This window comes from Streptomyces sp. NPDC058457, assembly GCF_042720695.1.
Classification (GTDB): domain Bacteria; phylum Actinomycetota; class Actinomycetes; order Streptomycetales; family Streptomycetaceae; genus Streptomyces.
This window is the reverse complement of record NZ_JBHXLU010000085.1, coordinates 26,966-50,737: the sequence shown is the minus strand read 5'-3', so window position 1 is coordinate 50,737 and position 23,772 is coordinate 26,966. Positions and strand designations below refer to the sequence as shown.

General features: G+C 73.5%; 20 protein-coding genes. 8 read left to right on the top strand and 12 right to left on the bottom strand.

Features of this window, described 5'->3' with window-relative positions; genetic code table 11:
* Positions 1 to 125: 125 nt before the first annotated feature.
* Together ACFWPS_RS42315 and ACFWPS_RS42310 are read right to left on the bottom strand one after the other, a co-directional pair.
* Positions 126 to 1,763 carry an APC family permease gene (locus tag ACFWPS_RS42315; RefSeq protein WP_383716183.1) on the bottom strand — a complete coding sequence of 546 codons (1,638 nt, stop codon included), beginning with the start codon at positions 1,761 to 1,763 and terminating at the stop codon, positions 126 to 128.
* Positions 1,764 to 1,992: 229 nt separating this feature from the next.
* Positions 1,993 to 2,406 carry a CoA-binding protein gene (locus tag ACFWPS_RS42310; RefSeq protein ID WP_383716180.1) on the bottom strand — a complete coding sequence of 138 codons (414 nt, stop codon included), beginning with the start codon at positions 2,404 to 2,406 and terminating at the stop codon, positions 1,993 to 1,995.
* 166 nt (positions 2,407 to 2,572) lie between these two features.
* On the opposite strand from ACFWPS_RS42310, the gene ACFWPS_RS42305 reads away from it, so the two are divergent.
* The 5 genes from ACFWPS_RS42305 (at position 2,573) to ACFWPS_RS42285 (ending at position 8,903) form a co-directional block, all read left to right on the top strand.
* Positions 2,573 to 3,343 carry a hypothetical protein gene (locus tag ACFWPS_RS42305; RefSeq protein WP_383716177.1) on the top strand — a complete coding sequence of 257 codons (771 nt, stop codon included), beginning with the start codon at positions 2,573 to 2,575 and terminating at the stop codon, positions 3,341 to 3,343.
* The gene (locus tag ACFWPS_RS42300; RefSeq protein ID WP_383716174.1) at positions 3,340 to 3,882 is read left to right on the top strand and encodes a SixA phosphatase family protein; all 543 of its coding nucleotides are present in this window, start codon (positions 3,340 to 3,342) and stop codon (positions 3,880 to 3,882) included. The genes ACFWPS_RS42305 and ACFWPS_RS42300 overlap by 4 nt, the downstream gene beginning before the upstream one ends.
* 26 nt (positions 3,883 to 3,908) lie before the next feature.
* The gene (locus ACFWPS_RS42295; protein WP_383716171.1) at positions 3,909 to 4,535 is read left to right on the top strand and encodes a YigZ family protein; all 627 of its coding nucleotides are present in this window, start codon (positions 3,909 to 3,911) and stop codon (positions 4,533 to 4,535) included.
* 131 nt (positions 4,536 to 4,666) lie between these two features.
* Entirely contained in the window at positions 4,667 to 5,830 is a 1,164-nt protein-coding gene (locus ACFWPS_RS42290; RefSeq protein WP_383716168.1) for an exonuclease SbcCD subunit D, read from the top strand.
* 82 nt (positions 5,831 to 5,912) lie between these two features.
* A complete protein-coding gene (locus tag ACFWPS_RS42285) occupies positions 5,913 to 8,903 on the top strand; it encodes an AAA family ATPase (RefSeq protein WP_383716166.1) in 2,991 nt (996 codons plus the stop codon).
* A gap of 93 nt (positions 8,904 to 8,996) precedes the next feature.
* On the opposite strand, the gene ACFWPS_RS42280 is transcribed toward ACFWPS_RS42285, so the two are convergent.
* The gene (locus ACFWPS_RS42280; RefSeq protein WP_383716163.1) at positions 8,997 to 9,443 is read right to left on the bottom strand and encodes an Lrp/AsnC family transcriptional regulator; all 447 of its coding nucleotides are present in this window, start codon (positions 9,441 to 9,443) and stop codon (positions 8,997 to 8,999) included.
* A 134-nt stretch (positions 9,444 to 9,577) separates the two neighbouring features.
* Between ACFWPS_RS42280 and ACFWPS_RS42275 the strand changes: the two genes are divergently transcribed.
* Entirely contained in the window at positions 9,578 to 10,060 is a 483-nt protein-coding gene (locus tag ACFWPS_RS42275) for a rhodanese-like domain-containing protein (RefSeq protein WP_383716160.1), read from the top strand.
* 47 nt (positions 10,061 to 10,107) lie between these two features.
* Complete coding sequence (locus ACFWPS_RS42270; protein WP_383716158.1) at positions 10,108 to 10,623, top strand: immunity 21 family protein; 516 nt, start codon at positions 10,108 to 10,110, stop codon at positions 10,621 to 10,623.
* A gap of 7 nt (positions 10,624 to 10,630) precedes the next feature.
* On the opposite strand, the gene ACFWPS_RS42265 is transcribed toward ACFWPS_RS42270, so the two are convergent.
* The 6 genes from ACFWPS_RS42265 to ACFWPS_RS42240 all read right to left on the bottom strand — a co-directional run bounded on the left by ACFWPS_RS42265 (position 10,631) and on the right by ACFWPS_RS42240 (position 16,732).
* Positions 10,631 to 11,860: a cytochrome P450 gene (locus tag ACFWPS_RS42265; RefSeq protein ID WP_383716155.1), complete on the bottom strand. Its 1,230-nt coding sequence runs from the start codon at positions 11,858 to 11,860 to the stop codon at positions 10,631 to 10,633.
* 34 nt (positions 11,861 to 11,894) lie between these two features.
* Positions 11,895 to 13,289 (bottom strand): NAD(P)/FAD-dependent oxidoreductase, encoded by a 1,395-nt coding sequence (locus ACFWPS_RS42260; RefSeq protein ID WP_383716152.1) that lies wholly within the window; start codon positions 13,287 to 13,289, stop codon positions 11,895 to 11,897.
* Entirely contained in the window at positions 13,276 to 13,503 is a 228-nt protein-coding gene (locus tag ACFWPS_RS42255; protein WP_383716193.1) for a ferredoxin, read from the bottom strand. Before ACFWPS_RS42255 ends, ACFWPS_RS42260 begins: the two co-directional genes overlap by 14 nt.
* 143 nt (positions 13,504 to 13,646) lie before the next feature.
* Entirely contained in the window at positions 13,647 to 14,336 is a 690-nt protein-coding gene (locus tag ACFWPS_RS42250) for a hypothetical protein (RefSeq protein WP_383716151.1), read from the bottom strand.
* A 182-nt stretch (positions 14,337 to 14,518) separates the two neighbouring features.
* Complete coding sequence (locus ACFWPS_RS42245) at positions 14,519 to 16,207, bottom strand: DUF885 domain-containing protein (protein ID WP_383716148.1); 1,689 nt, start codon at positions 16,205 to 16,207, stop codon at positions 14,519 to 14,521.
* 33 nt (positions 16,208 to 16,240) lie between these two features.
* Positions 16,241 to 16,732: an Lrp/AsnC family transcriptional regulator gene (locus tag ACFWPS_RS42240; protein ID WP_383716146.1), complete on the bottom strand. Its 492-nt coding sequence runs from the start codon at positions 16,730 to 16,732 to the stop codon at positions 16,241 to 16,243.
* Between the two features lie 59 nt (positions 16,733 to 16,791).
* Between ACFWPS_RS42240 and ACFWPS_RS42235 the strand changes: the two genes are divergently transcribed.
* Complete coding sequence (locus tag ACFWPS_RS42235) at positions 16,792 to 17,970, top strand: trans-sulfuration enzyme family protein (protein WP_383716143.1); 1,179 nt, start codon at positions 16,792 to 16,794, stop codon at positions 17,968 to 17,970.
* A 107-nt stretch (positions 17,971 to 18,077) separates the two neighbouring features.
* On the opposite strand, the gene ACFWPS_RS42230 is transcribed toward ACFWPS_RS42235, so the two are convergent.
* The 3 genes from ACFWPS_RS42230 to ACFWPS_RS42220 all read right to left on the bottom strand — a co-directional run bounded on the left by ACFWPS_RS42230 (position 18,078) and on the right by ACFWPS_RS42220 (position 23,764).
* Positions 18,078 to 19,517, bottom strand: a complete 1,440-nt coding sequence (locus ACFWPS_RS42230; RefSeq protein WP_383716141.1) for a GNAT family N-acetyltransferase — start codon at positions 19,515 to 19,517, stop codon at positions 18,078 to 18,080.
* Positions 19,518 to 19,661: 144 nt separating this feature from the next.
* Positions 19,662 to 22,334, bottom strand: a complete 2,673-nt coding sequence (locus ACFWPS_RS42225) for a DUF6493 family protein (protein ID WP_383716139.1) — start codon at positions 22,332 to 22,334, stop codon at positions 19,662 to 19,664.
* Positions 22,334 to 23,764, bottom strand: coding sequence for an SWIM zinc finger family protein (locus ACFWPS_RS42220; RefSeq protein WP_383716136.1), 1,431 nt, complete (start codon positions 23,762 to 23,764; stop codon positions 22,334 to 22,336). The genes ACFWPS_RS42225 and ACFWPS_RS42220 overlap by 1 nt, the downstream gene beginning before the upstream one ends.
* Between the last annotated feature and the right edge of the window lie 8 nt (positions 23,765 to 23,772).

The following is a 23,772-nucleotide window of genomic DNA, read 5'->3' as shown; positions in this document are numbered from 1 at the left end:
TTTGTGGTCGGGGTTGTGGTGGGGGGGGGCGGGGTGTCCCACCCCCTAAAATCTCGGCCGCCCCTACCCCCCCGGCACTGCCGCCGTGGCTGACGGGACGCAGGTGAGGAGGTGAGGAGGAGAGGTCAGTGCGCCGGGGCGTCGGTGACCACGACCTCGTCGATGCTGCGCTCGATGTCCTGGGCCGTGGAGGCGGTCGCCTTGGCCCAGTAGTAGATGCCGATCGAGAAGACGGCGATGACCACGATGTCCCACCACAGCGCGATGTTGTTCTGTCCGCCGAAGCTGCCCTGCCAGGAGATCAGGCCCAAGCCGATCAGATAGGCCGGCAGCCACTGCGCGGCCCGGAAGTCCAGCCGGGGCGCGTCCGGCAGGTTCCTGCTGTGGGCGTAGAAGGCGTAGCCGCCGAGCAGCAGGTAGCCGAGAATGATCGCGAGGCCGAGCCGCCACAGGATGTCCCAGCCGGACCAGTAGATGATCAGGTTGGCGACCACGAACGACAGCGGAGAGAGCACCTTGCCGAACGGCAGCCGGTACGGGCGCTCGCGCTGCGGCAGCTTGTCGCTGAAGACGCCGTACGCCAGCGGGGCACCGGCGTACATCAGCACGCTCGCCGAGGTGATGAAGCCGACCAGCTGCTGCCAGCTCGGGAACGGCAGGAAGCAGATCACGCCGGTCACGAAGGACATGATGAGACCGAACCACGGCACACCGCGGGCGTCGGTCCGGCTGAAGATCTTCGGAGCGTAGCCGTTCTTCGCCAGGCCGTAGGAGACGCGGGAGGTGGCGGTGGTGTAGATGAGGCCGGTGCCGCCGGGGGAGATGATCGCGTCCAGGTAGAGGACCCAGGCCAGCCAGCCGAGGCCCACCAGGGTGGCGAGGCCGGCCCACGGGCCGCTGATGCCCTCGTACGCGAGGTGGCCCCAGCCGCGCGCGAAGGTGCTGTGCGGCAGCGCGGCGATGAACACGATCTGGAGCAGGACGTAGATGACGGCGCCGATCGCGACCGAGCCGAGCGTGGCGCGCGGCAGGTCCTTCTTCGGGTTGCGGCTCTCGCCGGCCAGCTGGATGGCCTGTTCGAAGCCGAGCAGCGCGAAGATGATGCCGCTGGTGCTGATCGCGGTCAGGACACCCTTGGCGCCGAAGGGCGCGAAGCCCTCCGAGTGGAAGTTGCCCGGGTGGAAGTTGCCGATCGCGATGATGAAGATCGCGGCCAGCGGCACGGCGATCTTCCACCAGGTCGCGGCGCTGTTGGTGTGCGCGAGCACCCGGACGCCGAAGAAGTTGACGCCGACGAACAGGGCCATGAGCACGACAGCCGACAGCAGGCCGCTCGCGGTCAGGGTGCCGTCGGCGTGCTGGAGGTGCTGGGCCCACTTCCAGTGACCGGCGTAGCCGATCATGGCCTCGACCTCGATCGGGGCCACGGTCGCCGCCTGCAGCCAGGAGAACCAGCCGAAGGACATGCCGGCCAGGCCGCCGAACGCGTAGTGCGGGTAGCGGGCGGTTCCGCCCGCCACCGGGAACATGCCGCCGAGTTCGGCGTGCACCAGTGCCAGGAGCACGATCGCGATCGCGCCGATCACCCACGAGATGATCGCCGCGGGGCCGGCCACGCCGACCGCCTTCTCGGCGCCGTACAGCCATCCGGAGCCGATGATCGAGCCCACAGAGGCCCACATCAGGCCGATGAGCCCGACGTCCCGCCTCAGACCGCCCGAAGGTGTGATGTCCTCCGTCGCGGCATTCTCGACACTCACCATGTCAAGTGGCCTCTCAGTTTCTGAACGCAGCTTTAACGAGCAAGAGGGCACAACCTAAGGGCGCGTGTCGCAACTGGAGAAGAGTGTTGCCCAAGATTTGACCCTCGATCTTTCCTGTCTTGGCAAAAGCTTTTACACAGGTCAGCAAGGGTCACGGAATGTCCGTATTCAGTGGCGATATGTGAGAAGAGGGTGAGACAGGAAAGCTCAGATCTTCCTCAAATCCGGCTCAGATCTGGCCCAGGCGCGGTATTTCGATGGCCGGGCAGCGGTTCATGACCATGTCCAGACCCGAGGCCCGCACCCGCTCGTACGCCGCCTCGTCGACCACCCCGAGCTGGAACCACACCGCCTGCGCGCCCCTCGCCACCGCCTCGTCCGCGACCGGCCCGGCCAGCTCGCTGTTGACGAAGACGTCGACGACGTCGACATCGAAGGGGATCTCCGAGAGGGACGCGTAGCCCTGCTCGCCGTGCACCGTCTCCGCCTTGGGGTGGACCGGCACGATCCGCTTGCCGAACCGCTGCAGCACCTGCGCCACCCCGTACGCCGCCCGTCCCCGGTTGGATGACAGGCCGACCACCGCCCAGGTGTCACCCGTCCCGGTCAGAATCCTGCGGATCGTCGCTTCGTCGCCGTACACCGTCGGCCTCCTCGGCTCGGGGAACATTCGCCGTGGCCAACAGTGGCCGCCGGACCCTGATTCCCTGGCCCGCACCGGGCCCGCGCAGTACCGTCGGGACAGTCCGCGCGGCAGGGGGTGTCGCATGTCCCGCATGTCCCGCCACGGTGACCTGAATCGTCGCAAGGTGCCTGCGCACGTCCCGCCGCCCGCCTACGCTCAGCCCGTGCTGCGCATCCTCGACGCCAAGACCGGTCAGACCGTCCCCGCCGTCTCCGCCCGCCGTGCCCTGACCCGGGTCGAGGTCCATGCCTCCGGGTACGACCTGACGGCGCTGCGGGTCCTGCTCACCACCGACCTCCTGCTGCGCGCGCTGGAACTCGGCGGCACCCCGGTCCTGCCCCTGCTCACCGCCGACCACCACCAGGCCGAACTCCACGCGGCCGCCACCACCCTCGGCATCCGCCCCTTCGAGGACGGCCGCGACCTCGCCGCGGGACTGGGCGAGGCGCAGGTGGTCCACGTCACGGCCACGGGCGGGACCGTGGACCGCGCCGGGGTGACCGTCGCCGTCGCCCCCGCCGACGGCCCCGACGCCGGTGTCCTCACCACGCTCGACGACCCCGCCGCACTCCGGCTCGCCCTCCTCGACGCCCCGCGCGGCACGGCCGTCCACCTCGGTGCCGGCGCCCTCGACGAGGCCGGACGGCGGCTGGGCAGGCTGCGGCTGTCGGTGGCGCAGTGGGCACGCAGCCCCTCGCGGCCGGTGCCCGAGAAGGTCCGGGGGCGGCTGCGGGACGCCTGGGAGGACGACCTCGACGTGCCGGGGGTGCTCGGCGTGCTGCGCTGGATGGAGGACCAGCCCGAGATCCCGGCCGGCGCCCGCTTCGAGACCTGCGCCTACGCCGACCGGCTGCTCGCCCTCGACCTCACCCGCGATCTCGGGCGGGCGGCGTGATCACCCGGGCGGGCGCGGGCCCGCTGCGCCGCCTGGTCGTCCTGCGGCATGCCAAGTCGGCCTGGCCCGAGGGCGTCCCGGACCGGCTGCGCCCGCTCGCGGACCGCGGCCGCCGCGACGCCCCCGCCGCCGGCCGCGCCCTCGCCGAGTCCGACTGCCTGCCCGACCTCGCGGTCTGCTCCACGGCGGTACGCGCCCGGCAGACCTGGGAGCTGGCCGCCGGCCAGTGGGGCACACCGCCGCCGGTCCGCTACGACCGGCGGGTGTACGCGGCCGACGTGCCCGACCTGCTGGCGGTCCTGCGCGAGGTGCCGGCCGAGGTGGAGACGCTGCTGCTGGTCGGGCACAACCCCGGCCTGGAGGAACTCGTCCTCGACCTCGCGGGCGACGGCCTGGACGACACCCTGGAGCAGGTGCGCAAGAAGTTCCCGACGTCCGCGATCGCCGTCCTCGCCTGGCACGGCACGGCGTGGGCGGCCCTGGCCCCGGGGACGGCGCTGCTGACGGAGGTGACGGTGGCCCGGGGGCGTAAGGAGTAGCGCACGGGGCCGCATAGGCTGGGCGGATGCAGGACGAGTACCGCACAGTCGCCCGCGCGGGCACGCACGAGACCGAGGTCAACCGTTCCCGCTTCCTGTGCGCCCTCGCCCCGGCGGCCACCGAGCAGGAGGCCCAGGACTTCGTCGCGGCGGTCCGCAAGGAGCACGCCGACGCCACCCACAACTGCTGGGCCTACGTCATCGGCGCCGACGCCGGCACCCAGCGGGCCAGCGACGACGGCGAACCGGGCGGCACCGCAGGCGTCCCCATGCTCCAGATGCTGCTGCGCCGCGACATGCGGTACGTCGTCGCCGTCGTCACCCGCTACTACGGCGGCGTCAAGCTCGGTGCCGGCGGCCTCATCCGCGCCTACGGCGGTGCGGTCGGCGAGGCCCTCGACGCCGTCGGCACCCGCACCCGGCGCCGCTTCCGGCTGGCCACGGTGACCGTCGACCACCAGCGCGCCGGCAAGGTCCAGAACGACCTGCGCGCCACCGGCCGCGAGGTCCGCGACGTCCGCTACGGCGAGGCCGTCACCATCGAGATCGGCCTGCCGGACGCCGACGTGGCCGCCTTCCGCGCCTGGCTCGCCGACGCGACGGCGGGCACGGCCGGCCTCGAACTGGGCGGGGAGGCGTACGGAGACGCGTGAACCGGGGGTGAAATGCGTTAGCGTGGCGGGTGTTGACGGGGACGTCCTCGTACCGGTTCATGCCATTTCATGCCGGTTTGTTCGGGTCAAATGGGTGCAATAGGGGCAGGCGTGCAGGTCGGGGTGGTCTCGTGAGAATCCTGCACACGTCCGACTGGCACCTGGGCCGGGCGTTCCATCGCGTGAACATGCTCGGCGCGCAGACCGAGTTCATCGGCCACCTCGTGGCGACCGTGCGCGAGCACGCCGTCGACGCCGTGGTGGTGGCAGGGGACGTGTACGACCGCGCAGTGCCGCCGCTCGCCGCGGTGGAACTCTTCGACGACGCCCTGCACCGGCTCGCCGATCTCGGCGTGCCCACGGTGATGATCTCCGGCAACCACGATTCCGCCCGCCGCCTCGGCGTCGGCGCCGGTCTCATCGACCGCGCGGGCATCCACCTGCGCACCGAACCGTCGGCCGTCGGCACACCCGTCGTGCTCACCGACGCCTTCGGCGATGTCGCCTTCTACGGTCTGCCGTATCTCGAACCCGCCCTCGTGAAGGACGAGTTCGCCGTCGAGAAGGCAGGACACGAGACGGTGCTGGCCGCCGCCATGCACCGGGTCCGCACCGACCTCGCCGCCCGCGCGCCCGGCACCCGCTCCGTCGTCCTCGCACACGCCTTCGTCACCGGCGGCGAGCCCAGCGACAGCGAACGGGACATCACGGTGGGCGGAGTGGCCGCCGTCCCGGCCGGCGTCTTCGACGGCGTCGACTACGTGGCCCTCGGCCACCTGCACGGCTGCCAGACCCTCACCGAACGCGTCCGCTACTCCGGCTCCCCGCTGGCCTACTCCTTCTCCGAGGCCGACCACCGCAAGAGCATGTGGCTCCTCGACCTCGCCGCCGACGGCACGGTCACCGCCGAGCGCCTCGACTGCCCGGTCCCGCGCCCGCTGGCCCGCATCCGCGGCACCCTGGACGACCTGCTCGCCGACCCCGCCCTCACTGCGCACGAGGACGCCTGGGTCGAGGCCACCCTCACCGACCCGGTCCGCCCCGCCGACCCCATGGCCCGCCTCACCGACCGCTTCCCGCACACCCTCAGCCTGGTCTTCGCCCCCGACCGGGCCCCCGACGACCCCGACGTCACCTACGCCCGTCGCCTGGCCGGCCGCACCGACCGGCAGATCGCCGAGGACTTCGTCGCCCATGTGCGCGGCGCGGGCCCCGACGAACGCGAACTGGCCGTCCTGGGCGAGGCGTTCGACGCGGTGCGCGCGGACGGCGCGGTACGCGAGGTGTCCCGGTGACCGACCTCTTGCACCGCCCGGCGGCCGACCACCCGCACGGCCCGGTGACAGCGCACCCGCCCCGCCTCGCAGAGGTGGCCGCATGAGACTCCACCGGCTCGACATCACCGCCTTCGGACCCTTCGGCGGCTCCCAGGACGTCGACTTCGACGCGCTCTCCGCCGCCGGGCTCTTCCTCCTGCACGGCCCCACCGGCGCCGGAAAGACCTCCGTCCTGGACGCCGTCTGCTACGCCCTCTACGGCACCGTCCCCGGCGCCCGCCAGAGCGGTCAGGGCCTCACCCTGCGCAGCGACCACGCCGACCCGGCCACCCGCACCGAGGTCCGCCTCGAACTCACCGTCGCCGGACGCCGGTTGGAGATCACCCGGCAGCCGCCGTGGGAGCGCCCCAAGAAGCGCGGCGCGGGCACCACACTGGACAAGGCCCAGACCTGGCTGCGCGAGTACGACGCGACGGCCGGCGCCTGGAAGGACCTCAGCCGCTCGCACCAGGAGATCGGCGAGGAGATCACCCAGCTGCTCGGCATGAGCCGCGAGCAGTTCTGCCAGGTCGTGCTGTTGCCCCAGGGCGACTTCGCCCGCTTCCTGCGCGCCGACGCCGGTGCGCGCGGCCAACTGCTCGGCCGGCTCTTCGACACCCAGCGCTTCGCCGACGTCGAGAAGCGCCTCGCCGAACGCCGCAAGACGACCGAGGCCCGGGTCCGGGAGGGCGACTCCGCACTGCTCGCCGACGCGCACCGGATGCAGCAGGAAGCCGGCGACGCGATGGAGCTGCCCGACCTGACCCCTGGCGAGCCCGGCCTGGCCCCGGCCGTCCTCGCCGCCGCGGCCGTCGCCCGCAGCACCGCACGGGAGCGCCTCACCGTCGCCCACTGCCGGCTCACCGCCGCCGAGTCGGTCCAGTTCGCGGCCGACCGCGCACTGGCCGACGTACGCGAACTGGCGCGGTTGCAGGCCCGGTTCGCCGAGGCGCGGCAGCGGGCCGTACGACTGGAGGAGCGGGCCGGGGAGCGCCGGGCGGAGCAGGCGCGGATGGAGCGGGCCCGGAAGGCGGCGGCGGTGGCGTCGGCGCTGGAGCTGCGGGAGGCCGCCGAGGCGGGGCACCGCGGCGCGGCCGCCGCCGAGGTGCGTGCGCGTGCACTGCTGCCGGAGACCTTCGCGGGAGCCGGTGCGGCAGGGCTCGCCGGCGCTGCCCGCCGGGCCGCCGAGGAGCTCGGCGGGCTGGAGGCCGGGCGCCGGGCCGAGCGACGGCTCGCCGAGGTCGTCGACGAGCGGGGCCGCCTCGACCGGCAGGAACGGGACGACGAGGACGTGCTGCGCGAGGCCGCGGGCTGGCTCGCCGGCTGGGACGCCAGGCGCACGGGACTCCAGTCCGGTATCGACGCCGCCCAGGACGCCGCGACCCGCGCCGAGCAGCTCGCCGTACAGCGCGACCCCGCCCGCCGGCGGCTGGCGGCGGCGCGGCTGCGGGACGAGCTGGGCCGGGACACCGACGAGGCCCAGCGCGCGGCCCTCGCCTCCGCCGAGCGGGCCGTCGAGGCGCGGACGCACTGGCTCGACCTCAAGGAACAGCGGCTGAACGGCATCGCCGCCGAGCTGGCCGCTCAACTCGCCGACGGTGAACCGTGCGCCGTCTGCGGGGCCACCGAACACCCGGCGCCGGCCGAGAAGTTCGCGGGCCACGTCGACCGCGACGCCGAGGAACGCGCGCTCGCCGCCCAGCAGCGCGCCGACGAGCAGCGCGCCCGGGACGAGCGGCGGCTCGGCACCGTACGCGAGGCACTGGCCGCCGCCACTGCCGAGGCGGGAGACACCCCGACCGGGCAACTGGCCGCCCAGGCCGATGAGTTGGAACGGGAGTACGCCCAGGCCCGGCGGGTCGGCTCCGCCCTGCACGCGGCGCACGAGCAGCTGCGGCTGGCCGAGCAGGAACGCGAGCGCCGACTGGACGAACGGCAGCAGGCCGAGGTCCGGGCCGCCGCCCGGCTGACCCGCCGCGAGGGCCTCGATGCGGAACGGGCCGCCCTCGAAGAGGAGTTGGACCGGGCCCGGGGGAGCGCCGCCAGCGTGTCCGCACGGGCCGCGCAACTGGAGAGGCAGGTGGCGCTGCTCACCGGCGCCGCCGACACCGCACGCGCCGCCGAGGACACCGCCCGGCATCTGAAGGACACCGACGCCAGGCTCGCCGACGCCGCCTACCGGGCCGGTTTCGACACCCCGCAGGCCGCGGCCGCCGCCCTCCTCGACGACACCGCCCACCGCGAACTCCAACGGCGTCTGGACGAATGGCAGTCCGAGGAGGCCGCGGTGCGTGCCGCACTGGCGGAGGCCGACACCGCGGCCGCCGCCCAGCAGCCGCCCGCCGACGTCGAAGCGGCGGAGCGCACCGCAGCCCTGGCCGCCCAGCGGCTGCGCGACGCCTCCTCCGCCCGCGACCGGGTGGCCCGCTGCTGCGCCGAACTCGACCGGCTGTCCGCCCGCGCCACCGACGGCGTACGCCGACTCGCCCCGCTGCGCGAGGAGTACGACCGGGTCGCCCGCCTCGCCGGACTCACCGCCGGCACCTCCGCCGACAACGAGCGCCGGATGCGCCTGGAGTCGTACGTCCTGGCCGCCCGCCTGGAACAGGTCGCCGCCGCCGCGACCGTACGCCTGCAGCGCATGTCGTCCGGCCGCTACACCCTGGTCCACTCCGACGACCGCACCGGACGCGGTCGCAGCGGCCTCGGACTGCACGTCGTCGACGCCTGGACCGGACGCGAGCGGGACACCGCCACCCTGTCCGGCGGCGAGACCTTCTTCGCCTCCCTCGCGCTCGCCCTCGGTCTCGCGGACGTCGTCACCGACGAGTCGGGTGGCGTCAGCCTCGACACCCTCTTCATCGACGAGGGCTTCGGCAGCCTCGACGACCAGACCCTGGACGAGGTCCTCGACGTCCTCGACTCCCTCCGCGAACGCGACCGCAGCGTCGGCATCGTCAGCCACGTCGCCGACCTGCGCCGCCGCATCCACGCCCAACTGGAGGTCACGAAGGGGAGATCGGGCTCGACTCTGCGGCAGCGCGGGGTCTGAGAAGCGACCCAAAGGGGCGCGGGGAACTGCGCGATCAGCCACGACGGCGCCGCAGTCGACCGACGGCATGTCGCGGCTCTCCCAGCGGAGCGCTCAGGTGCCGACCGCCCGGCGGGGGAGTGGCGAGGAGTAGACGACGCTCGTCGTCACCGAGCCCAGGGTGCCGATCCTGCCGGAGATCTCCTCCAGGTGGCGCATCGAGCGGGCGGTGACCTTGATGACGAAGCAGTCGTCGCCCGTGACGTGGTGCGCCTCCAGGATCTCGGGGGTGGCGGCGACCAGGTCGTGGAAGGGCTTGTAGTTGCCGTTCGGGTAGCGCAGCCGGACGAAGGCGAGGATCGGCAGGCCGAGGCGCTCCGGGTCGACCACGGCCGTGTACCCCTGGATCACGCCGGTCTCCTCAAGCCTGCGCACCCGCTCGGTCACCGCGCTCGGGGACATCGCGACGGCCCGCGCCAGCTCGGCGAAGCTGGCCCGGCCCTCGCGCTGGAGGACGTCGAGGATGCGCCGGTCGGTGGCGTCCGGGGAAAAGTCGGTCATGGGGGATGGATAACAGGGAATCCACGGCCGGACAAGGGCGGAGCCGGGGATCACGCCTTCAGGGAGCGGTATCACCGGCCGTAGATTTCCGGGCATGGAGATCCGCCGCCCAGGCTGCTAGCGAAAGGCCCGACATGACCGCCACCACCGCCACCACCGTCACTCCCGTCCTGCGCGTCGCCCCCGCCACCCCCGCCGAGGCCGCCGCCCACTTCCGGGCGAGCCTCGCCTTCCACGCCGACGTCTCCGACGTGGCCGCCGCCCTGGCCGCCGGCGGCGACCCCGGCTTCGCCGTCCTGGACTGCCGCTCGACCGAGTCCTGGGACCAGGGGCACATCCCCGGCGCGATCCACCTGCCCACCGCGCTCATCCCCGAGCAGGCGGCCGAACTCCTCGACAAGGCCGTGCCCGTGGTGACCTACTGCTGGGGTCCCGGCTGCAACGGCGCGACCCGCGCCGCCCTCGCGCTGGCCGAACTCGGCTACCGGGTCAAGGAGATGCTCGGCGGATTCGAGTACTGGGTGCGTGAGGGCTTCGAGTTCGAGACCTGGCAGGGGCGGGAGCGCCGCGCCCCGGACCCGCTCACGGCACCCGTCGAGGGCGACTGCGGTTGCTGATTCCCGGAGGCGAACCTGTGCCGTTGCTGTCCGTGTAGGTTCACCCCATGACTCGATATGCGGATCCAGGCGCGGTGGAATGGGTGGAGTCGGGCGGCGGCCCGCTGGTCGCGGTCCCGGAGACGGTCCTGCCGTTCTGGGCCGGCGCCGACAGCGAGGACCTGGCCACCGACTACGACCGGGCCTGCGAGGTCGACGGCTACGTCGGACTGCTCCCGGTCGGGGACAGCACGGCCCTGGTCCTCGGCGACGAACCCGCCTCGACGTCCTTCCTGCCGGACCACGGCACCTTCGTACGGTGGTCCGCCGCCAACTCGGAGGAGGAACTCCTGGCGCAGGTGCCGGCCGCCCTCGACGGCGCCGTGTGGGAGAACGAGGTCCGCTGGCAGGTCCCGGGCCCCGTCGTCCTGTTCGACTCCGCCTGGCCGGGCGGCGAGGCCGAGGGCGGCGACCATCTGCGGGTCCCGCTGGAGCCCGGCACCTACGCGGTGCGCGCCGCCTACACCAGGCCCGGCCCGGAAACCTGGCTGGGCCTGGTGCAGTTGCGCCGGCTGTCGTCCTGACGAGCCGTCACTTGATGCCGTCGATCGCGATGTCGAGGTGCCGCGGGCCGCGCAGCACCGCGTTCGGCCGGTACGGCGGCGGGTCCTCCACCAGCCGGGGGTTGTCGAGCCTGCGAGCCAGCTGGGACAGCGCGATCTGGGCCTCCAGGCGGGCCAGCGGGGCGCCGAAGCAGCTGTGGATGCCGCTGCCGAAGCCGAGGTGCTGGATGTCCTGGCGGTCCGGGTCGAAGCGGTCGGGATCCGTGAACCGGTGCGGGTCCCGGTTGCCCGCGCCCAGCACGAACCAGATGCGCGAACCCTTGGGAATCGTCACCCCGTGCACCTCCAGGTCGGCGATGCAGGTGCGCTGCGGCAGCAGCTGCACCGGCGGCTCGTAGCGCAGCAGCTCCTCCACGATCCGCACCGACAGCCCCGGGTCGTCGCGCAGCCGCTCCAGGTACTGCGGGTAGCGCAGCAGCGTCAGCATGCCGTTGGTGATGAGGTTGACCGTCGTCTCGTGGCCGGCGATGAGCAGCAGCACCGAGGTGCTGAGCACCTCCATGGTCGTCATGGATCCGTCCGGGCCGTGACTGTGCACCAGGTCGGAGAGCATGTCGTCGCGGGCTTCCTTGTGGCGCTGCTCCACCAGGCCGTTCAGGTACATGCCGAGCTGGAGCCGGGCCTCCTGCGCGGCCTTCTCGGAGTCGGCGGCCGTGCGGCTGTCGGGGTCGAGACCGGCGACGATCGGGTCGACCCAGGCCCGGAAGCGGGGCTCGTCCTCGCGCGGCACGCCCAGCAGCCGGCAGATCACGGTGACCGGGAAGGGGTACGCGACCTGGTCGACCAGGTCGATCTCGCGGGCGTCCCCGAGGCCGTCGATCAGCTCGGTGACGATCTCCTCCAGCTGGCCCCGCATGTTGTCGACCCGGTGCGGCTGGTGCGGCGGCCCGAAGGAGCTGTTGGCGATCCGGCGCAGCCGGTCGTGCTCGGGCGGGTCGAGCCGGATGAAGCTCGGCGGCAGCCCCGTCGCCTCAGGACCGGACAGCTCGTCCGCACCGGGCGCGGCCAGGTTGGCGGCGTCGGAGCTGATCCGCGGATCGTGGAGGAGAGCCTCGATGTCGTGGTAGGTGCTGATGATGTACGGGCCGTCATCCTCCTCGTGCAGCACCGGCGTCTTACGGAGTTCCTCGTACAGCGGGTACGGGTTGGCGCGGTTCGCGAAGTCGGTGATCTGGCGCAACATCGAGGTCTGCGTCATGACAGTTCCTTGGAGCGTCGGGGCCGGGGCGCGGTCAGTGGCGGGCGGGGTGGAAGACCAGCTGCTGGTCGGTCGGCGAGTAGCCGCTGAGGGTCACCATGGGGCCGTGCGTCGGCAGGGCGGGGTCCGGGAAGTCGGAGTCGACCGGCACCCGGCCCTCGGGACGGCGGTCCACCGTCGGGAACTCCACCGGGAACGGCGCGCCCCGCTCGATCTCCCGCTGGTAGAACTCCAGCCACCGCGTGTTGTCGAAGCTCACCGCGGCGATCGTCCGGCCGTTGTGGCCGTACACCCCGACGAACCGGCGTTCGGCCAGCGAACCCTGCGTGATCATGATCTGCTCGCCCATCGGCGGCACCCCGACCGACTTGATGTTCACGCCGAACTGCGACGACCAGAAGGCCGGCACCCACAGGTGCGGCCTCCGCTCGGCGCTCGGGCTGATCATGTTGTGGGCGGCGATCTCGGCCTGGGCGACCGCGTTGCCCCAGTGCTCCAGGGACAGGAACTGGTAGCCGAACAGCGCGTGCGGGGACCGCGCGACATCGCCGGCGACGAAGATGTCGTCGGTGACGATGCCCCGGAAGTCGAAGGCGCGGCAGCCCGCGTCGCAGGCGATGCCCCGCGGGCCCGCGCCGAGACCGGAACCGGCCAGCCATTCGGTGTTGCGGGTCGCGCCGAGCGACACGATCACCACATCCGCCTCGACGATGCTCTCGTCGGACAGATGGACCGCCCGCACCCGCCCGGCCGGGTCGCCCTCCAGCGCGGTGACCATGACCCCGGTGCGCAGGTCCACCCCGTTCTCGCGGTGCATCTCGGCCGCGACCGAGCCGATCACCCCGCCGAGGGCGCCCACCAGCGGCGCGCCCGCGCGTTCCGCCACGGTGACCGCGATCCCCTGCTCGCGGCAGGCCGAGGCGATCTCCGACCCGGTGAACCCGGCGCCGATCACGAACACCCGGCGCGGCCCGGCCTTCATCCGCCGCAGCAGCGCGGCCGCGTCGTCCCGGGTGCGCAGCGTGAACACGCCCTCCAGGTGGGCCTCGTCCTCCTTCGGCCAGGGCCGGGCGCGCACTCCGGTGGCGATCAGCAGCCGGTCGTACTCGACCTCGTCGCCGTCGGCCAGCCGGACCCGCTTGGCCTCGACGTCGAGACTCGTCGCCGCGACGCCCAGCCGCCACTTCGCGTCGATCTCCAGGCGGTGCGGCAGCGCGGTGTGGTGCGGGGCCGCCCTGCCGAGCAGTACCGCCTTGGACAGCGGCGGCCGGTCATAGGGCTCGTACGGCTCGTCGCCGATCATGGTGAGTTCGCCGGCGAACCCCTCGGCGCGCAGCGTCTCGGCGCCCCGCAGCCCGGCCAGCGAGGCACCCACGATCACGATCCGGCCCTCGCGCCGCAGCCAGTCGAGATAGTCAGTGGGCGGCATCGGAGGTTCCTCCCGCGAATCCGTCCAGGCCGTCGGCCGTGATCGCCTGCACCGGACAGGCGGCGACGGCGCGCGCCACCCGGTCCCGCTGCTCCTGCTCGGCCTGCGGGTTGTAGACGAGCGACTCCTCGCCGTGCATGGCGAAGACGTCCGGCGCGAGGAACGCGCACTGCGCGTATCCCTGACATCTGTTGAGGTCGACGACAAGGCGCATCATGGCTCCGCCCTTCCGGTGGCCAGGTCCGGTGCGTACCGCGGTCCGTCATGTCAGTCTCGGACGGCGGAGAACTCCCCGCACGCCAGCATGGGAGCCCGCCCCCGCGGTCGCGCGCCGGGGCCCGCCGATCGGGTGAGCCGTCAGGCCACCGGGACCGCGGGGTCCGCCGGGGTCGCGGCGGAGCGGCGGAAGCTCTCCATGACGATGTACGCGCTGAGCAGCAGCGACCAGGCCGGGAACACCAGCTCGGCCCAGGGCACGGCGGCCGACACGAACAGCAGGACCAGGGTGGTGAGGAAACCCAGCAGCGTGAGCCAGCGCGGCAGGATGCCCAGGCGGTGCCCGATCACCGACGCGGAACAGGCGAAGACGGCCGCCATCCGCATCGCGTACCCGGTCATCAGCGTGTACGCGAGGTGCTGACCGAAGTCCCAGGTGGGCCGGGACGGCGAGGTACCCGCCGGATGAGCGGTGTCCAGCACGGCCGCGGCCGCGGCGGCGGCGCCGAACATCGTGGCCGTGAAGACCAGGCCGCTGCCGAGGAACACGGTGGCCATGAACCGGTCCTCGGCGTCGCCGACGTGCGAGCGGACGGCGCCGACGAACCACAGGAAGAAGATGCCGGCGAACGGCACCAGCATCAGGGCCGCGCGGACGGCACTGAGCTGGGTGGGATCCGGCCGCTGGGTGCTGACCGCGTCGGCGCCCTGCGGGATGCCCAGCCGGATCAGCACCATGGCGGCGGCGAGCAGCAGCGCGAAGACGATCCCGGCCACGCCGGCGGCGCGCGGGGTCTGCAACGGCTGCCGTGGGGGCGTGGAGGTCTGCATGCGCGGCTCGCTTCCTGAGTCCGTTGGCCCCCGGCACCAGCAAGCCCGCTGCCACCGGCCGCCGCCACCGGAGCACCCCCGAACGGCAGACCGGCGCCGACCGGGCCACGGCTCCCGCCGGGCGCCCACGCGTGGTGGGCGCCCGCCGGGTCCTGCCGCCCGTCAGGCGCGGGCCCGTACGGTCAGAGCCGCGACAGCTCCTCCACCAGGTCGTCCAGGCCCAGCGAACCCTGGGACAGGGCCGCCATGTGCCAGGACTTGAGGTCGAAGCCGGCGCCCTGCCGCTCCCGGGCCTTCTCCCGGCCCAGCAGCCAGGCCCGCTCACCCAGCTTGTAGCCGATGGCCTGCCCCGGCATGGACAGGTAGCGGGTCAGCTCGCTCTCCACGAAGTCCGCGGGCCGGCTGCTGTGCGTGCCGAAGAACTCCTGGGCCAGCGCGGGCGTCCAGCGCTCCCCGGGGTGGAAGGGGGAGTCGTCCGGGATCGTCAGCTCCAGGTGCATGCCGATGTCGATGATGACCCGCGCGGCCCGCATCATCTGCGCGTCCAGGTAGCCGAGGCGACGCTCCGGGTCCGTGAGGAAGCCCAGTTCGTCCATCAGCCGCTCCGCGTACAGCGCCCAGCCCTCGGCGTTGGCACTGACCATGCCCACGCTGGCCTGGTAGCGGGAGAGGTTCTCGGCGATGTGCTTCCACTGAGCCAGCTGGAGGTGGTGGCCGGGCACGCCCTCGTGGTACCAGGTCGAGACGAGGTCGTAGACCGGGAACCGGGTCTGGCCCATGGTCGGCAGCCAGGTGATGCCCGGGCGCGTGAAGTCGTCCGACGGCGGCGTGTAGTACGGCGCCGCCGCGCTGCCGGGCGGAGCGATCCGGGACTCGACCCGGCGCACCCGCTCGGCCAGGTCGAAGTGGGTGCCGTCCAGCTTCTCGATGGCCTCGTCCATCACCGACTGCAGCCAGCTGCGCACCTCGTCGACACCCTCGATGTGGGTGCCCTGCTCGTCCAGGTGCGCCAGCGCCACCCACGGCGTGGCCGCGCCGGGCAGGATCTTCTCGGCCTCGGCCCTCATCTCGCCGAGCAGCCGGTGGTACTCGGACCAGCCGTACGCGTACGCCTCGTCCAGATCGAGGTCGGTGCCGTTGAAGTAGCGCACCCAGCGGGCGTACCGCTCCCGGCCCACCACGTCCGGCGCGCCCTCGATCGCGGGCGCGTACACGTCCCGCATCCAGTCGCGCAGCGCCAGCACCGCCTCGGTGGCGGCGCGGGCCGCCTCGTCCAGCTCGGCGCGCAGCGCCTCCGGCCCGGACGCCGCGAACTGCTCGAACCAGCCCTTGCCGTCGCCCGTGTCGGCCCACTCGCCGAGCTGTCCGACGAAGGTCGCGGTGGCACGCGGACCGGCGTACAGCTTCCGGTCCAGGCCGAGTTCGAGGGACTGCCGGTAGCCCTCCAGCGCGGCCGGCACCGCGCGCAGCCGTGCGGCGACCGCCGTCCAGTCCTCCTCGGTGGCGGTGGGCGTCACCGTGAACACCTGGCGCACGGCGTGCGCGGCGGAGCTCAGGTTGCTGACGGAACGCAGGCTCTCGTCGGCCTCGTGCACGGCGAGGGAGGCGTTGAGCCGCTCACGGAGCAGACGCGCGCAGCGACGCTCGATGTCACTGTCCGCACCGGGCTGCCGCTCGGCCTCGTCGAGCTTGGCGAGCGTGTCGCGCTCCAGCCGGGCGAGCGCCTCCGCGCCGGCCGGCGAGGTGTCGGGCAGCCTGCTCGAACTCTCCTTTACGCCGAGGAAGGTACCGGTGATCGGATCGAGGGCGATGAGCTCGTCGACGTAGGTGTCGGCGACCTGACGGGGCAGCGGGCTGTTGGTCTGTGACATGCGGTCCATCCTCGTACGCCGGACCACCGCGCGTCACGGGGATTGGGCCGCCGACACCGGCGGAAGCAGGGGCCCGCACTCCCACTGCTGGAATATCAGCCGGGTCTCCACCCGGGCGACCTCCCGGTGAGCCGTGAACTCGTCCAGGACCAGCCGCTGCAGGTCCGCCATGTCCGCCACGGCCACATGCACCAGGTAGTCGTCGGGACCGGTCAGATGGAACACCGTCCGCGACTCCGGCAGCGCCCGGATCCGCTCCACGAACGGTCCCACCAACTCCCGCCGGTGCGGCCTGACCTGCACCGACAGCAGCGCCTCCAGACCGCGCCCGAGCTTGGCCGGATCCAGCTCAAGGCGATGCCCGAGGATCACCCCGGAGCGGCGCAGCCGGGTCACCCGGTCCAGACACGTCGACGGCGCCACGCCCACCTGGGCGGCGAGATCGCGGTAAGTGGTCCGGGCGTCGTTCTGAAGCAGCCGCAGCAGATGCAGATCGACCGGATCCAGTACGACGGAATCAGCCATGGCCCGAACGTAACACGGGGCACACCCCACATCTCCCGTCGGGTGTTCACCCTGCGGTCATGGACTCAGCGAGCACCTACGACGCCCCGGCGCCCGTCCGCGGCCACGCCTCCCGCACGCCGCGCGCCCTGGCCACCGAGGCCGTGCACGCGGGCCGCGACGACCTCGCCCGCCAGTGCCTGCACGCCCCGCCGATCGACCTGTCCACCACCTACCCGTCGTACGACAGCCGCGCCGAGGCCGCCCGCATCGACGCCTTCGCCACCGACGGCGCGGACCCGGCGGGACCGCCGGTCTACGGACGCCTCGGCAACCCGACGGTGTCCCGCTTCGAGACCGCCCTGGCCCGTCTGGAGGGCACCGAGGCTGCGGTCGCCTTCGCCAGCGGCATGGCCGCCCTGTCCGCCGTCCTCCTCGCCCGCGCGTCGACCGGCCTGCGCCATGTCGTCGCCGTACGGCCCCTCTACGGCTGCAGCGACCATCTCCTCACCGCCGGCCTCCTCGGCACCGAGGTCACCTGGACCGACCCGGCCGGGATCACCGACGCGCTGCGCCCCGACACCGGCCTGGTGCTGGTCGAGTCGCCGGCCAACCCGACCCTCGCCGAACTCGACCTGCGCGCCGTCGCCCACGCCTGCGGCACGGTTCCGCTGCTCGCCGACAACACCTTCGCCACCCCGGTGCTGCAACGCCCCGCCGAACTCGGCGCACGGCTCGTGCTGCACAGCGCCACCAAGTACCTCGGCGGCCACGGCGACGTGCTCGGCGGAGTGGTCGCCTGCGACGAGGAGTTCGCCGGGCAGCTGAGAAAGATACGTTTCGCGACCGGCGGCGTCCTGCACCCCCTGGCCGGCTACCTGCTGCTGCGCGGCCTGGCCACGCTCCCGGTACGGGTCCGCGCCGCCTCCGACACCGCAGCCGAACTGGCCCGCCGCCTCACCGCCGACCCGCGCGTCGCCCGCGTCCACTACCCGCGACTGGGCGGCGCGATGATCGCCTTCGAGGTGTACGACGACCCGCACGAGGTCGTCTCCCGGGTACGCCTGATCACCCCCGCCGTCAGCCTCGGCAGCGTCGACACCCTCATCCAGCACCCGGCGTCCATCAGCCACCGCGTCGTCGCGGAGGGGGACCGCCGCAGCGCCGGGGTGAGCGACCAACTGCTGCGCCTGTCGGTGGGCCTGGAGGACGTGGACGACCTGTGGGCGGACCTGGACCGGGCACTGGGGGTGCTGTAGCGCCCCTTCAGCAGTAGCACCCCGTCAGCTGCAGCGCCCCGAAAGGGGCGCGGGGAACTGCGCGACCAGCCACAACACACCCGCAGCCGCCGCGCAGACCATGCCCCCTACGGCGCTTCGGCGTTCCCCAACTCACCCGCACTGGAAAGCCACCCCGCGGCAGTCACGGCATCACCCGGCCCCGCCGCCAGCCGCGCCGTGATGACCAACGTCCCCTCCTCGATCTGATAATCCAACGGCAACCCCAACCCCCTCATCGCCGCCACCATCCCCGTGTTGGACGCCTGAGTCACCGCGTACACGCTCTCGCAGCCCGCCTCGACGGCCATCCCCACCAGCCGGGTCAGCAGTTCGCCGCCGATGCCGCGCCGCTGCCAGGCGTCCTCCACGAGCAGCGCCACCTCCGTCTCGTCCCCGTCCCACAGCAGATGCCCGAGACCGACGATCCGGCCCGACGCGGTCTGCACGGCCAGCGTGCGGCCGAAGCGCGGGCTGAGCAGGTGGTTCAGGTACCGGTCCGCGTCCCCGACCGGGCCGTGGTAGCGCAGCCCGAGGGTCCGCGGCGAGCAACGCTCGTGCATCGCCTTCGCCGCCTCCAGGTCACCGGTGTCGGCCCGGCGCACGGTGATCGCGTCGCCCGCGGGCAACGCGATCACGTCCTGGCTGCGCGGGATGCGCGGCCCGAGCCGGGCGTCCAGCTCCACCAGCGCCCGCGCCCGCGCGAACTCCGTCGGCGTGAACGGGAGATACGGCCGTTCCACGGTGATCACTCCCCCCTCCGGCGCACGCAGCCGCATCACGGTGTCCTCCAGCGCCCCCTCGACGGGAACCGTCTCGGGGCTCCGGGCCCCGCCGACCGGGTGGGCGGGGAGCGAGCGGATCGTGCACCTCCCCAACAACTGCCGGAGGGCCAGCGGAAGTTCCGCCGCGTCCAGCGCGGTGCGGGTGGCCAGGCCCAGGACCCGGGTCGGGGCGTCGACCAGATCATGGGCGTCGGCCCGCTCGATCCAGGTGTCCGTGCCCCCGGCCAGCGCGACCGCCCGCGTGATCTCGCCGCCGATCAGCTCACTCGGGGCCCGCAGCAGGAACTCGTCCACCGTCCCGTCGGCCAGCGGATGCGTCTGCAGGCTCAGGATGTCCACGCGGTGCCCGGCGAACGCGGTGCAGAGCGCCGCCAGCGAACCGGGTTCGTCCCGCACCGTCGTCCGCAGCCGCCACAGTGTGCTCGCCCGGTCCCCGGTCCCCGAGGTGTCCGCGCCGGTCCCGGTCTGCCGTGTCTCGGTGACGGCCGGCCGGGTGCCGGTATCGCTGTCCGTCACCGGCGGTGCGTGACCTGGGCGCCTCGCCCACCATGCGTGGAAGCCCGCCGTGGCCGCCAGCACCAGCGCCGAGATCACCAGCAGCGCCGGACCGTCGGGCCCGTGCCCGATCAGGTTGGCCACCGCGTCCGCCACCGCGACGGCCGTGAACAGGGCGGCGAGTTCTACGACGTCCCGTCGCCAGTGGTGCACGGGGCGCCCGTTCCGCGCGCGTGTCACATCAGACATGTCTCGATTCATGCAGCCACTGTGAACCAAGGGTGTTGCGTGATCACGAACGCTCTGTGACCGATGGGTAAAGCATGCATACGTTCTTTTCGTGGCGGTTTGTGCGGTTGCCGAGGTCCGGGAAATGACCGATTCCTTCCCCTCTCAGGCGGCCGCCGCCACGCCCAGTGCGTCCCGCAGCCGACGGGCCTGGACCACCAGCCGCGCCGAGCCGGGCCGGCCCGCCGCCCCCGAGAGATGAGGCAGCTCACCCCGGGCCCCGGACCGCTCGGCGCAGTCCGCGGCGATCGAGAGCAGCTCCCCGAGTCCACGGGCCGTCCCCGAGGCACCCGCGGTCCCCCCGGTCGCGAGGTCGGCGAGGAGCACGGGCAGGGTGTGCCGGAGCATCTCCCATATCGTCGCGTTGGCCCCCGTGGCCGCCGCCGTCCGGGCCGACTCGGCCAGCCGCAGCGGCTTCACCGCACCGAGCCGGACCAGCAGTCCGAGGTCGGCGCCCAGCCGCTCCGCGTCGAGCTGTCCGCGCCCGGCGAGCACCAGCAGCGCGTCCACCGCGGCCAGCCGGTCCTCCGGATGCCGGGCGCCCAGCCCGTACGCCACGCACAGGTGCGTGCTCTCGCCGGCGACCCCGCCGGACTCGGCGAGCAGCGGCAGGGCGGCGGCCACGCCCCGCTCGTCGTCCAGGGCGGCCTCGGAGACTTCGTGCACCAGCCGTACGGCGACGAGTTCCCGCAGCTCCGGGAGTGTGGCCAGCCAGTGCCGGTGGTTCTCCTGGCCCCAGTGGTAGCAGTACCGGACCGCGTCGGACGTCGTGAACGGCCGGCCCAGCCGCCGGAACGCCTCGGGGAAGTCCGTCCGGAGTTCCCGGACCTCGCCGGACTCGATCAGGATGCGCGGACCCGATGTCCGAAGGCCGGAGCCGGGCAGGGCGGGCTCCCCGGCGGACAGCCAGCGCGCGAGCCGCTCGCCTTCGGGCGTGCCGAGTCCGCCCGCCCGCCCGGCGGCGGCCAGGGCCGCCGTACGGTCCTCGTGCCGGACCCGCAGCAGGGCCTGGGCGAAGTCGACCTCGCCCACCCGGGCGCCGAGGCGACGGCAGGTGTCGAGCCGGTCGACGAGCTCGCCCGGCTCCAGGTGCCCGGTGCTCCACGACGGCGTGGCCAGGAGCAGGGGCTGCGGGTCCGTCCGTATCCGGTAGGCCAGTTCGCGCAGCCGGACGTCGAGGATCCGGGAGAACCCGTGGCGCGCGCACTCGTGGTCGGCCGGACCGTGCTGCAGCCCGGCGAGCAGGGTGGCCGTGCTCACGGTTCCGTACAGCGTGGCCAGGACCAGTTCGAGGCCGCCCTCGGGGCCCAGGAGGCCGCGTCGGGTACGGGCGAAGTGCTCCTCGGCGTCCCGCCGGCCCTGCCACTCGGGCTGTCGCCACCAGCGGGTGGCCACCACCGGTTCGAGCGCCTCGCGCAGCGCGTCCTGGTCGCGGTGGGCGTGCCGGGTCAGACCGTCCAGCGCCCGCTCGAAAGCGGCCACGTCCCCGTCCCCGTCGGCCGCCAGCAGGGCCGAGACCTCCTCGGCGAGTTCCACGGCCGAATCCGGCGCGGCCATGAGCCGGAACGGCTCCGGGGGCGGCGGCAGCACCTCCTCGTACGCCTCGGGCGCCGCCACCGGCGCGAGGCCCAGGACCGCGGCCGCCCGGACATGCAGGGCCGGGCTCAACTGCTCGGCCGCGACGGCGATGTCGGATCGGACCGAAGGCTCGCCGCCGAGCCGCTCCGCATGCCGCTCCACCAGCTTCAGCGCCCGCTCCTGCAGCTGGGTGTCCTCGTGCCCGAACGCCTGGGCCACGGCCGGCAGCAGCTCCGCCGCCGTGGACGCGTCGCGGGCGAGCACCTTGCCGAGCAGCACCAGCTGGGCGCGCACCAGCTTCTTCTCGGTGCGGAACAGCAGCCCTTCGGAGGCCTCGGCGAGCTGCCGCGGGGTGAGGTCGCCGTCGAGGGCGAGGGCGGCGAGGACCGACTGGGCGTGTGCGGCCACCGGGGAGGCGGCGTCCCGGGCCAGGGCCGTCCAGTCGGCGACGCGCTCGCGCACCTCCTCCCGGGTGAGGGCGAGCAGGCCCAGCAGCGGCAGGAAGACCCGGTGGTCGGTCGGGCCGCCGCCGCGCAGCAGCCGGGCCACACAGGCGTCGGCCACGGCCTTGCGCTCCAGCACGCCGGCGCCGGTCAGCTCCGCGAGGGCGCTCTGCCAGGAACCGGGACCCTCGCCGAACAGCCAGCGGACCTCGCCCAGATCGGAGAGCTCGAACAGGCCGTTCACCAGCGGCGCGAGATCCGGCTCGGCGCGCAGCCGGTCGACGAGGGGGACCCGCCCCCAACCGTGGCCGATGTGGCGGACCCAGCCGACCACATAGGCGTCCGTCACCGGCACCTCGCATCCCGAGCGGCGGACCAGTCCCGCCATCAGCTGGAACGGCACGTCCGCGGAGACCGGCCGCGCGGCCAGCCGGCGGGCCACATCGGCCTGCCAGCCGGTGTCCCGGTCCGCCAGCACCTTCAGCACCATGTCCGCCGGCGCCTGCCGCCAGCGCATGTCCGATCCGGCGATCCAGGTCGCGGCCGCCGCGGCCCCCGAGTGGCACATGGCCCCGGCCACCTGGAGCGCCGGATAGCTGCGCTCGGACCGGCTCTCCCACGGCGCGGCCCGCAGCTCCTTGCGCAGCGCCTGCAACTCCGGCAGCAGCGAGCGTCGTTCGGCATCCGTCAACTTCTTCACCAGGAGGGCCGTCTCCCCGACACGCCCCGCCCGTACCGCCTCCAGCACCGCGCCCATCACGCACCCCCGCCGATCTCCGCCATGTCCTGCGCCATGTTCTGCTCCCTCTCGTGCTCCACCACGGCCCCCCGCCGTACCATCCGGACCGCCAGCGCGTGCTTGCACGGCCCGCGCCCGCCCCGGTACTTCGCCCACCACAGGCAACTGCAGCTCAGCACCCCCGACGCGTCCCGCACCCGGTGCACATGACCGTCCTCGGCCGTCACCGTGCCCAGCTCGCCGTCCAGGGCCACCGCGCCCGCGGCCACCAGCGCCCGGGCCGACCGCAGCCGGGGGTTGTGCCGCTCCACTCGCCCCGCGTCGTACGGCAGTTCGCGATGGAAGTAGGCGGCCTCCGCCGTGTCGTAGCCGACGCGCCCCGAGGTGCCGAGGCGGATCAGGGCCGCGCGGACCCGCTCCGGGGTGAGCCCGGCGGAGGCGGCCAGGTCGGCGACGTCGACGCGGGGCTCCCACGCCAGCAGGACCGCGATCAGCTCCGCGTCCTCGGCGGCCTCGTCGGTGGCGAGCGCGTCCAGGACGCCGCCCTCACCCGAGAACCCCCGGGCCGGGTCCGGCGACAGGGTCAGCGTGAGCCGCATGCCGGGCAGCACGACCTCCCAGGCCGCGGCCGTACCGGAGGCGGCGAGGGCGCCCTGCGGGCCGTAGACGCGCAGGGCCGTCGCATGGCGCAGCACCCGCTGCAGCGCGGTGAGCCGCTCCGGTCCCGGCAGGCACACCGCGCCCGGCACCGGACGGGTCGTCGGCCGCAGCCCCCGGCCCACCGGCACCACCCAGCGGGGACCCGCCGGGCCCCGGCGCGCGGTGCCGCCGCGGGGGAGCGAGCGCAGGAACCGCACCGCCTCGTCCGCCGGGAGCTCGGCCCGCAGCTCGAACCCGGCCGCCGTGACCTGTGCCTCGGCGAAGCCGCGCAGCCAGCGGTCCGGGAGCGGGACCTTCTTCTCCACCACCGGGCCGTCCAGCGTGGTGACCGCCAACTCCTCGGGGCCGACCCGCAGATGGAGCGGGTCGTCCGAGCCGAGCCGCGAAAGCGCCTCCCGCAGCGGGTTGTTGACGTCGACGTTCGTCGTGCCGTGACCCACCTCGCCGCCGTCCAGCCCCGGGCCGAGGACGTCCAGCCTGGCGTACACCCCGCCGCAGCCGGAGAAGGACTCGAAGCGCAGCCGGTCGCCGTTGCCCGTCACCACCGGGTCCAGCGAGGCGCGCAGCTGCGGCTGGTAGTACCGCGCGGCCGCCACGTCGGCCACCGCGAGCAGCCCGGCCGCGGCCACCTGAGGCGAGGTCAGGAAGCCCGCGAAGAACCGCGGATGGTCCTCGACCCCGGTGGGCGTCGCGCCCCGGGAGGTCTCCAGACCGAGCCGGCGGCCGTCGGCGGCGGAATGCAGCACGGAGGGTTGGCGATAGGCCACGGCCTGTGAGGATCGCGTCATGGGAAAAC

Coding starts and splice junctions, on each gene's coding strand:
- ACFWPS_RS42265 (WP_383716155.1), bottom strand. CDS start 11,860: ATGACGCAGACCTCGATGTTGCGCCAGATCACCGACTTCGCGAACCGC.
- ACFWPS_RS42250 (WP_383716151.1), bottom strand. CDS start 14,336: ATGCAGACCTCCACGCCCCCACGGCAGCCGTTGCAGACCCCGCGCGCC.
- ACFWPS_RS42275 (WP_383716160.1), top strand. CDS start 9,578: ATGACCGCCACCACCGCCACCACCGTCACTCCCGTCCTGCGCGTCGCC.
- ACFWPS_RS42270 (WP_383716158.1), top strand. CDS start 10,108: ATGACTCGATATGCGGATCCAGGCGCGGTGGAATGGGTGGAGTCGGGC.
- ACFWPS_RS42245 (WP_383716148.1), bottom strand. CDS start 16,207: ATGTCACAGACCAACAGCCCGCTGCCCCGTCAGGTCGCCGACACCTAC.
- ACFWPS_RS42225 (WP_383716139.1), bottom strand. CDS start 22,334: ATGGGCGCGGTGCTGGAGGCGGTACGGGCGGGGCGTGTCGGGGAGACG.
- ACFWPS_RS42235 (WP_383716143.1), top strand. CDS start 16,792: ATGGACTCAGCGAGCACCTACGACGCCCCGGCGCCCGTCCGCGGCCAC.
- ACFWPS_RS42285 (WP_383716166.1), top strand. CDS start 5,913: ATGAGACTCCACCGGCTCGACATCACCGCCTTCGGACCCTTCGGCGGC.
- ACFWPS_RS42240 (WP_383716146.1), bottom strand. CDS start 16,732: ATGGCTGATTCCGTCGTACTGGATCCGGTCGATCTGCATCTGCTGCGG.
- ACFWPS_RS42220 (WP_383716136.1), bottom strand. CDS start 23,764: ATGACGCGATCCTCACAGGCCGTGGCCTATCGCCAACCCTCCGTGCTG.
- ACFWPS_RS42315 (WP_383716183.1), bottom strand. CDS start 1,763: ATGGTGAGTGTCGAGAATGCCGCGACGGAGGACATCACACCTTCGGGC.
- ACFWPS_RS42255 (WP_383716193.1), bottom strand. CDS start 13,503: ATGCGCCTTGTCGTCGACCTCAACAGATGTCAGGGATACGCGCAGTGC.
- ACFWPS_RS42260 (WP_383716152.1), bottom strand. CDS start 13,289: ATGCCGCCCACTGACTATCTCGACTGGCTGCGGCGCGAGGGCCGGATC.
- ACFWPS_RS42280 (WP_383716163.1), bottom strand. CDS start 9,443: ATGACCGACTTTTCCCCGGACGCCACCGACCGGCGCATCCTCGACGTC.
- ACFWPS_RS42230 (WP_383716141.1), bottom strand. CDS start 19,517: ATGTCTGATGTGACACGCGCGCGGAACGGGCGCCCCGTGCACCACTGG.
- ACFWPS_RS42295 (WP_383716171.1), top strand. CDS start 3,909: ATGCAGGACGAGTACCGCACAGTCGCCCGCGCGGGCACGCACGAGACC.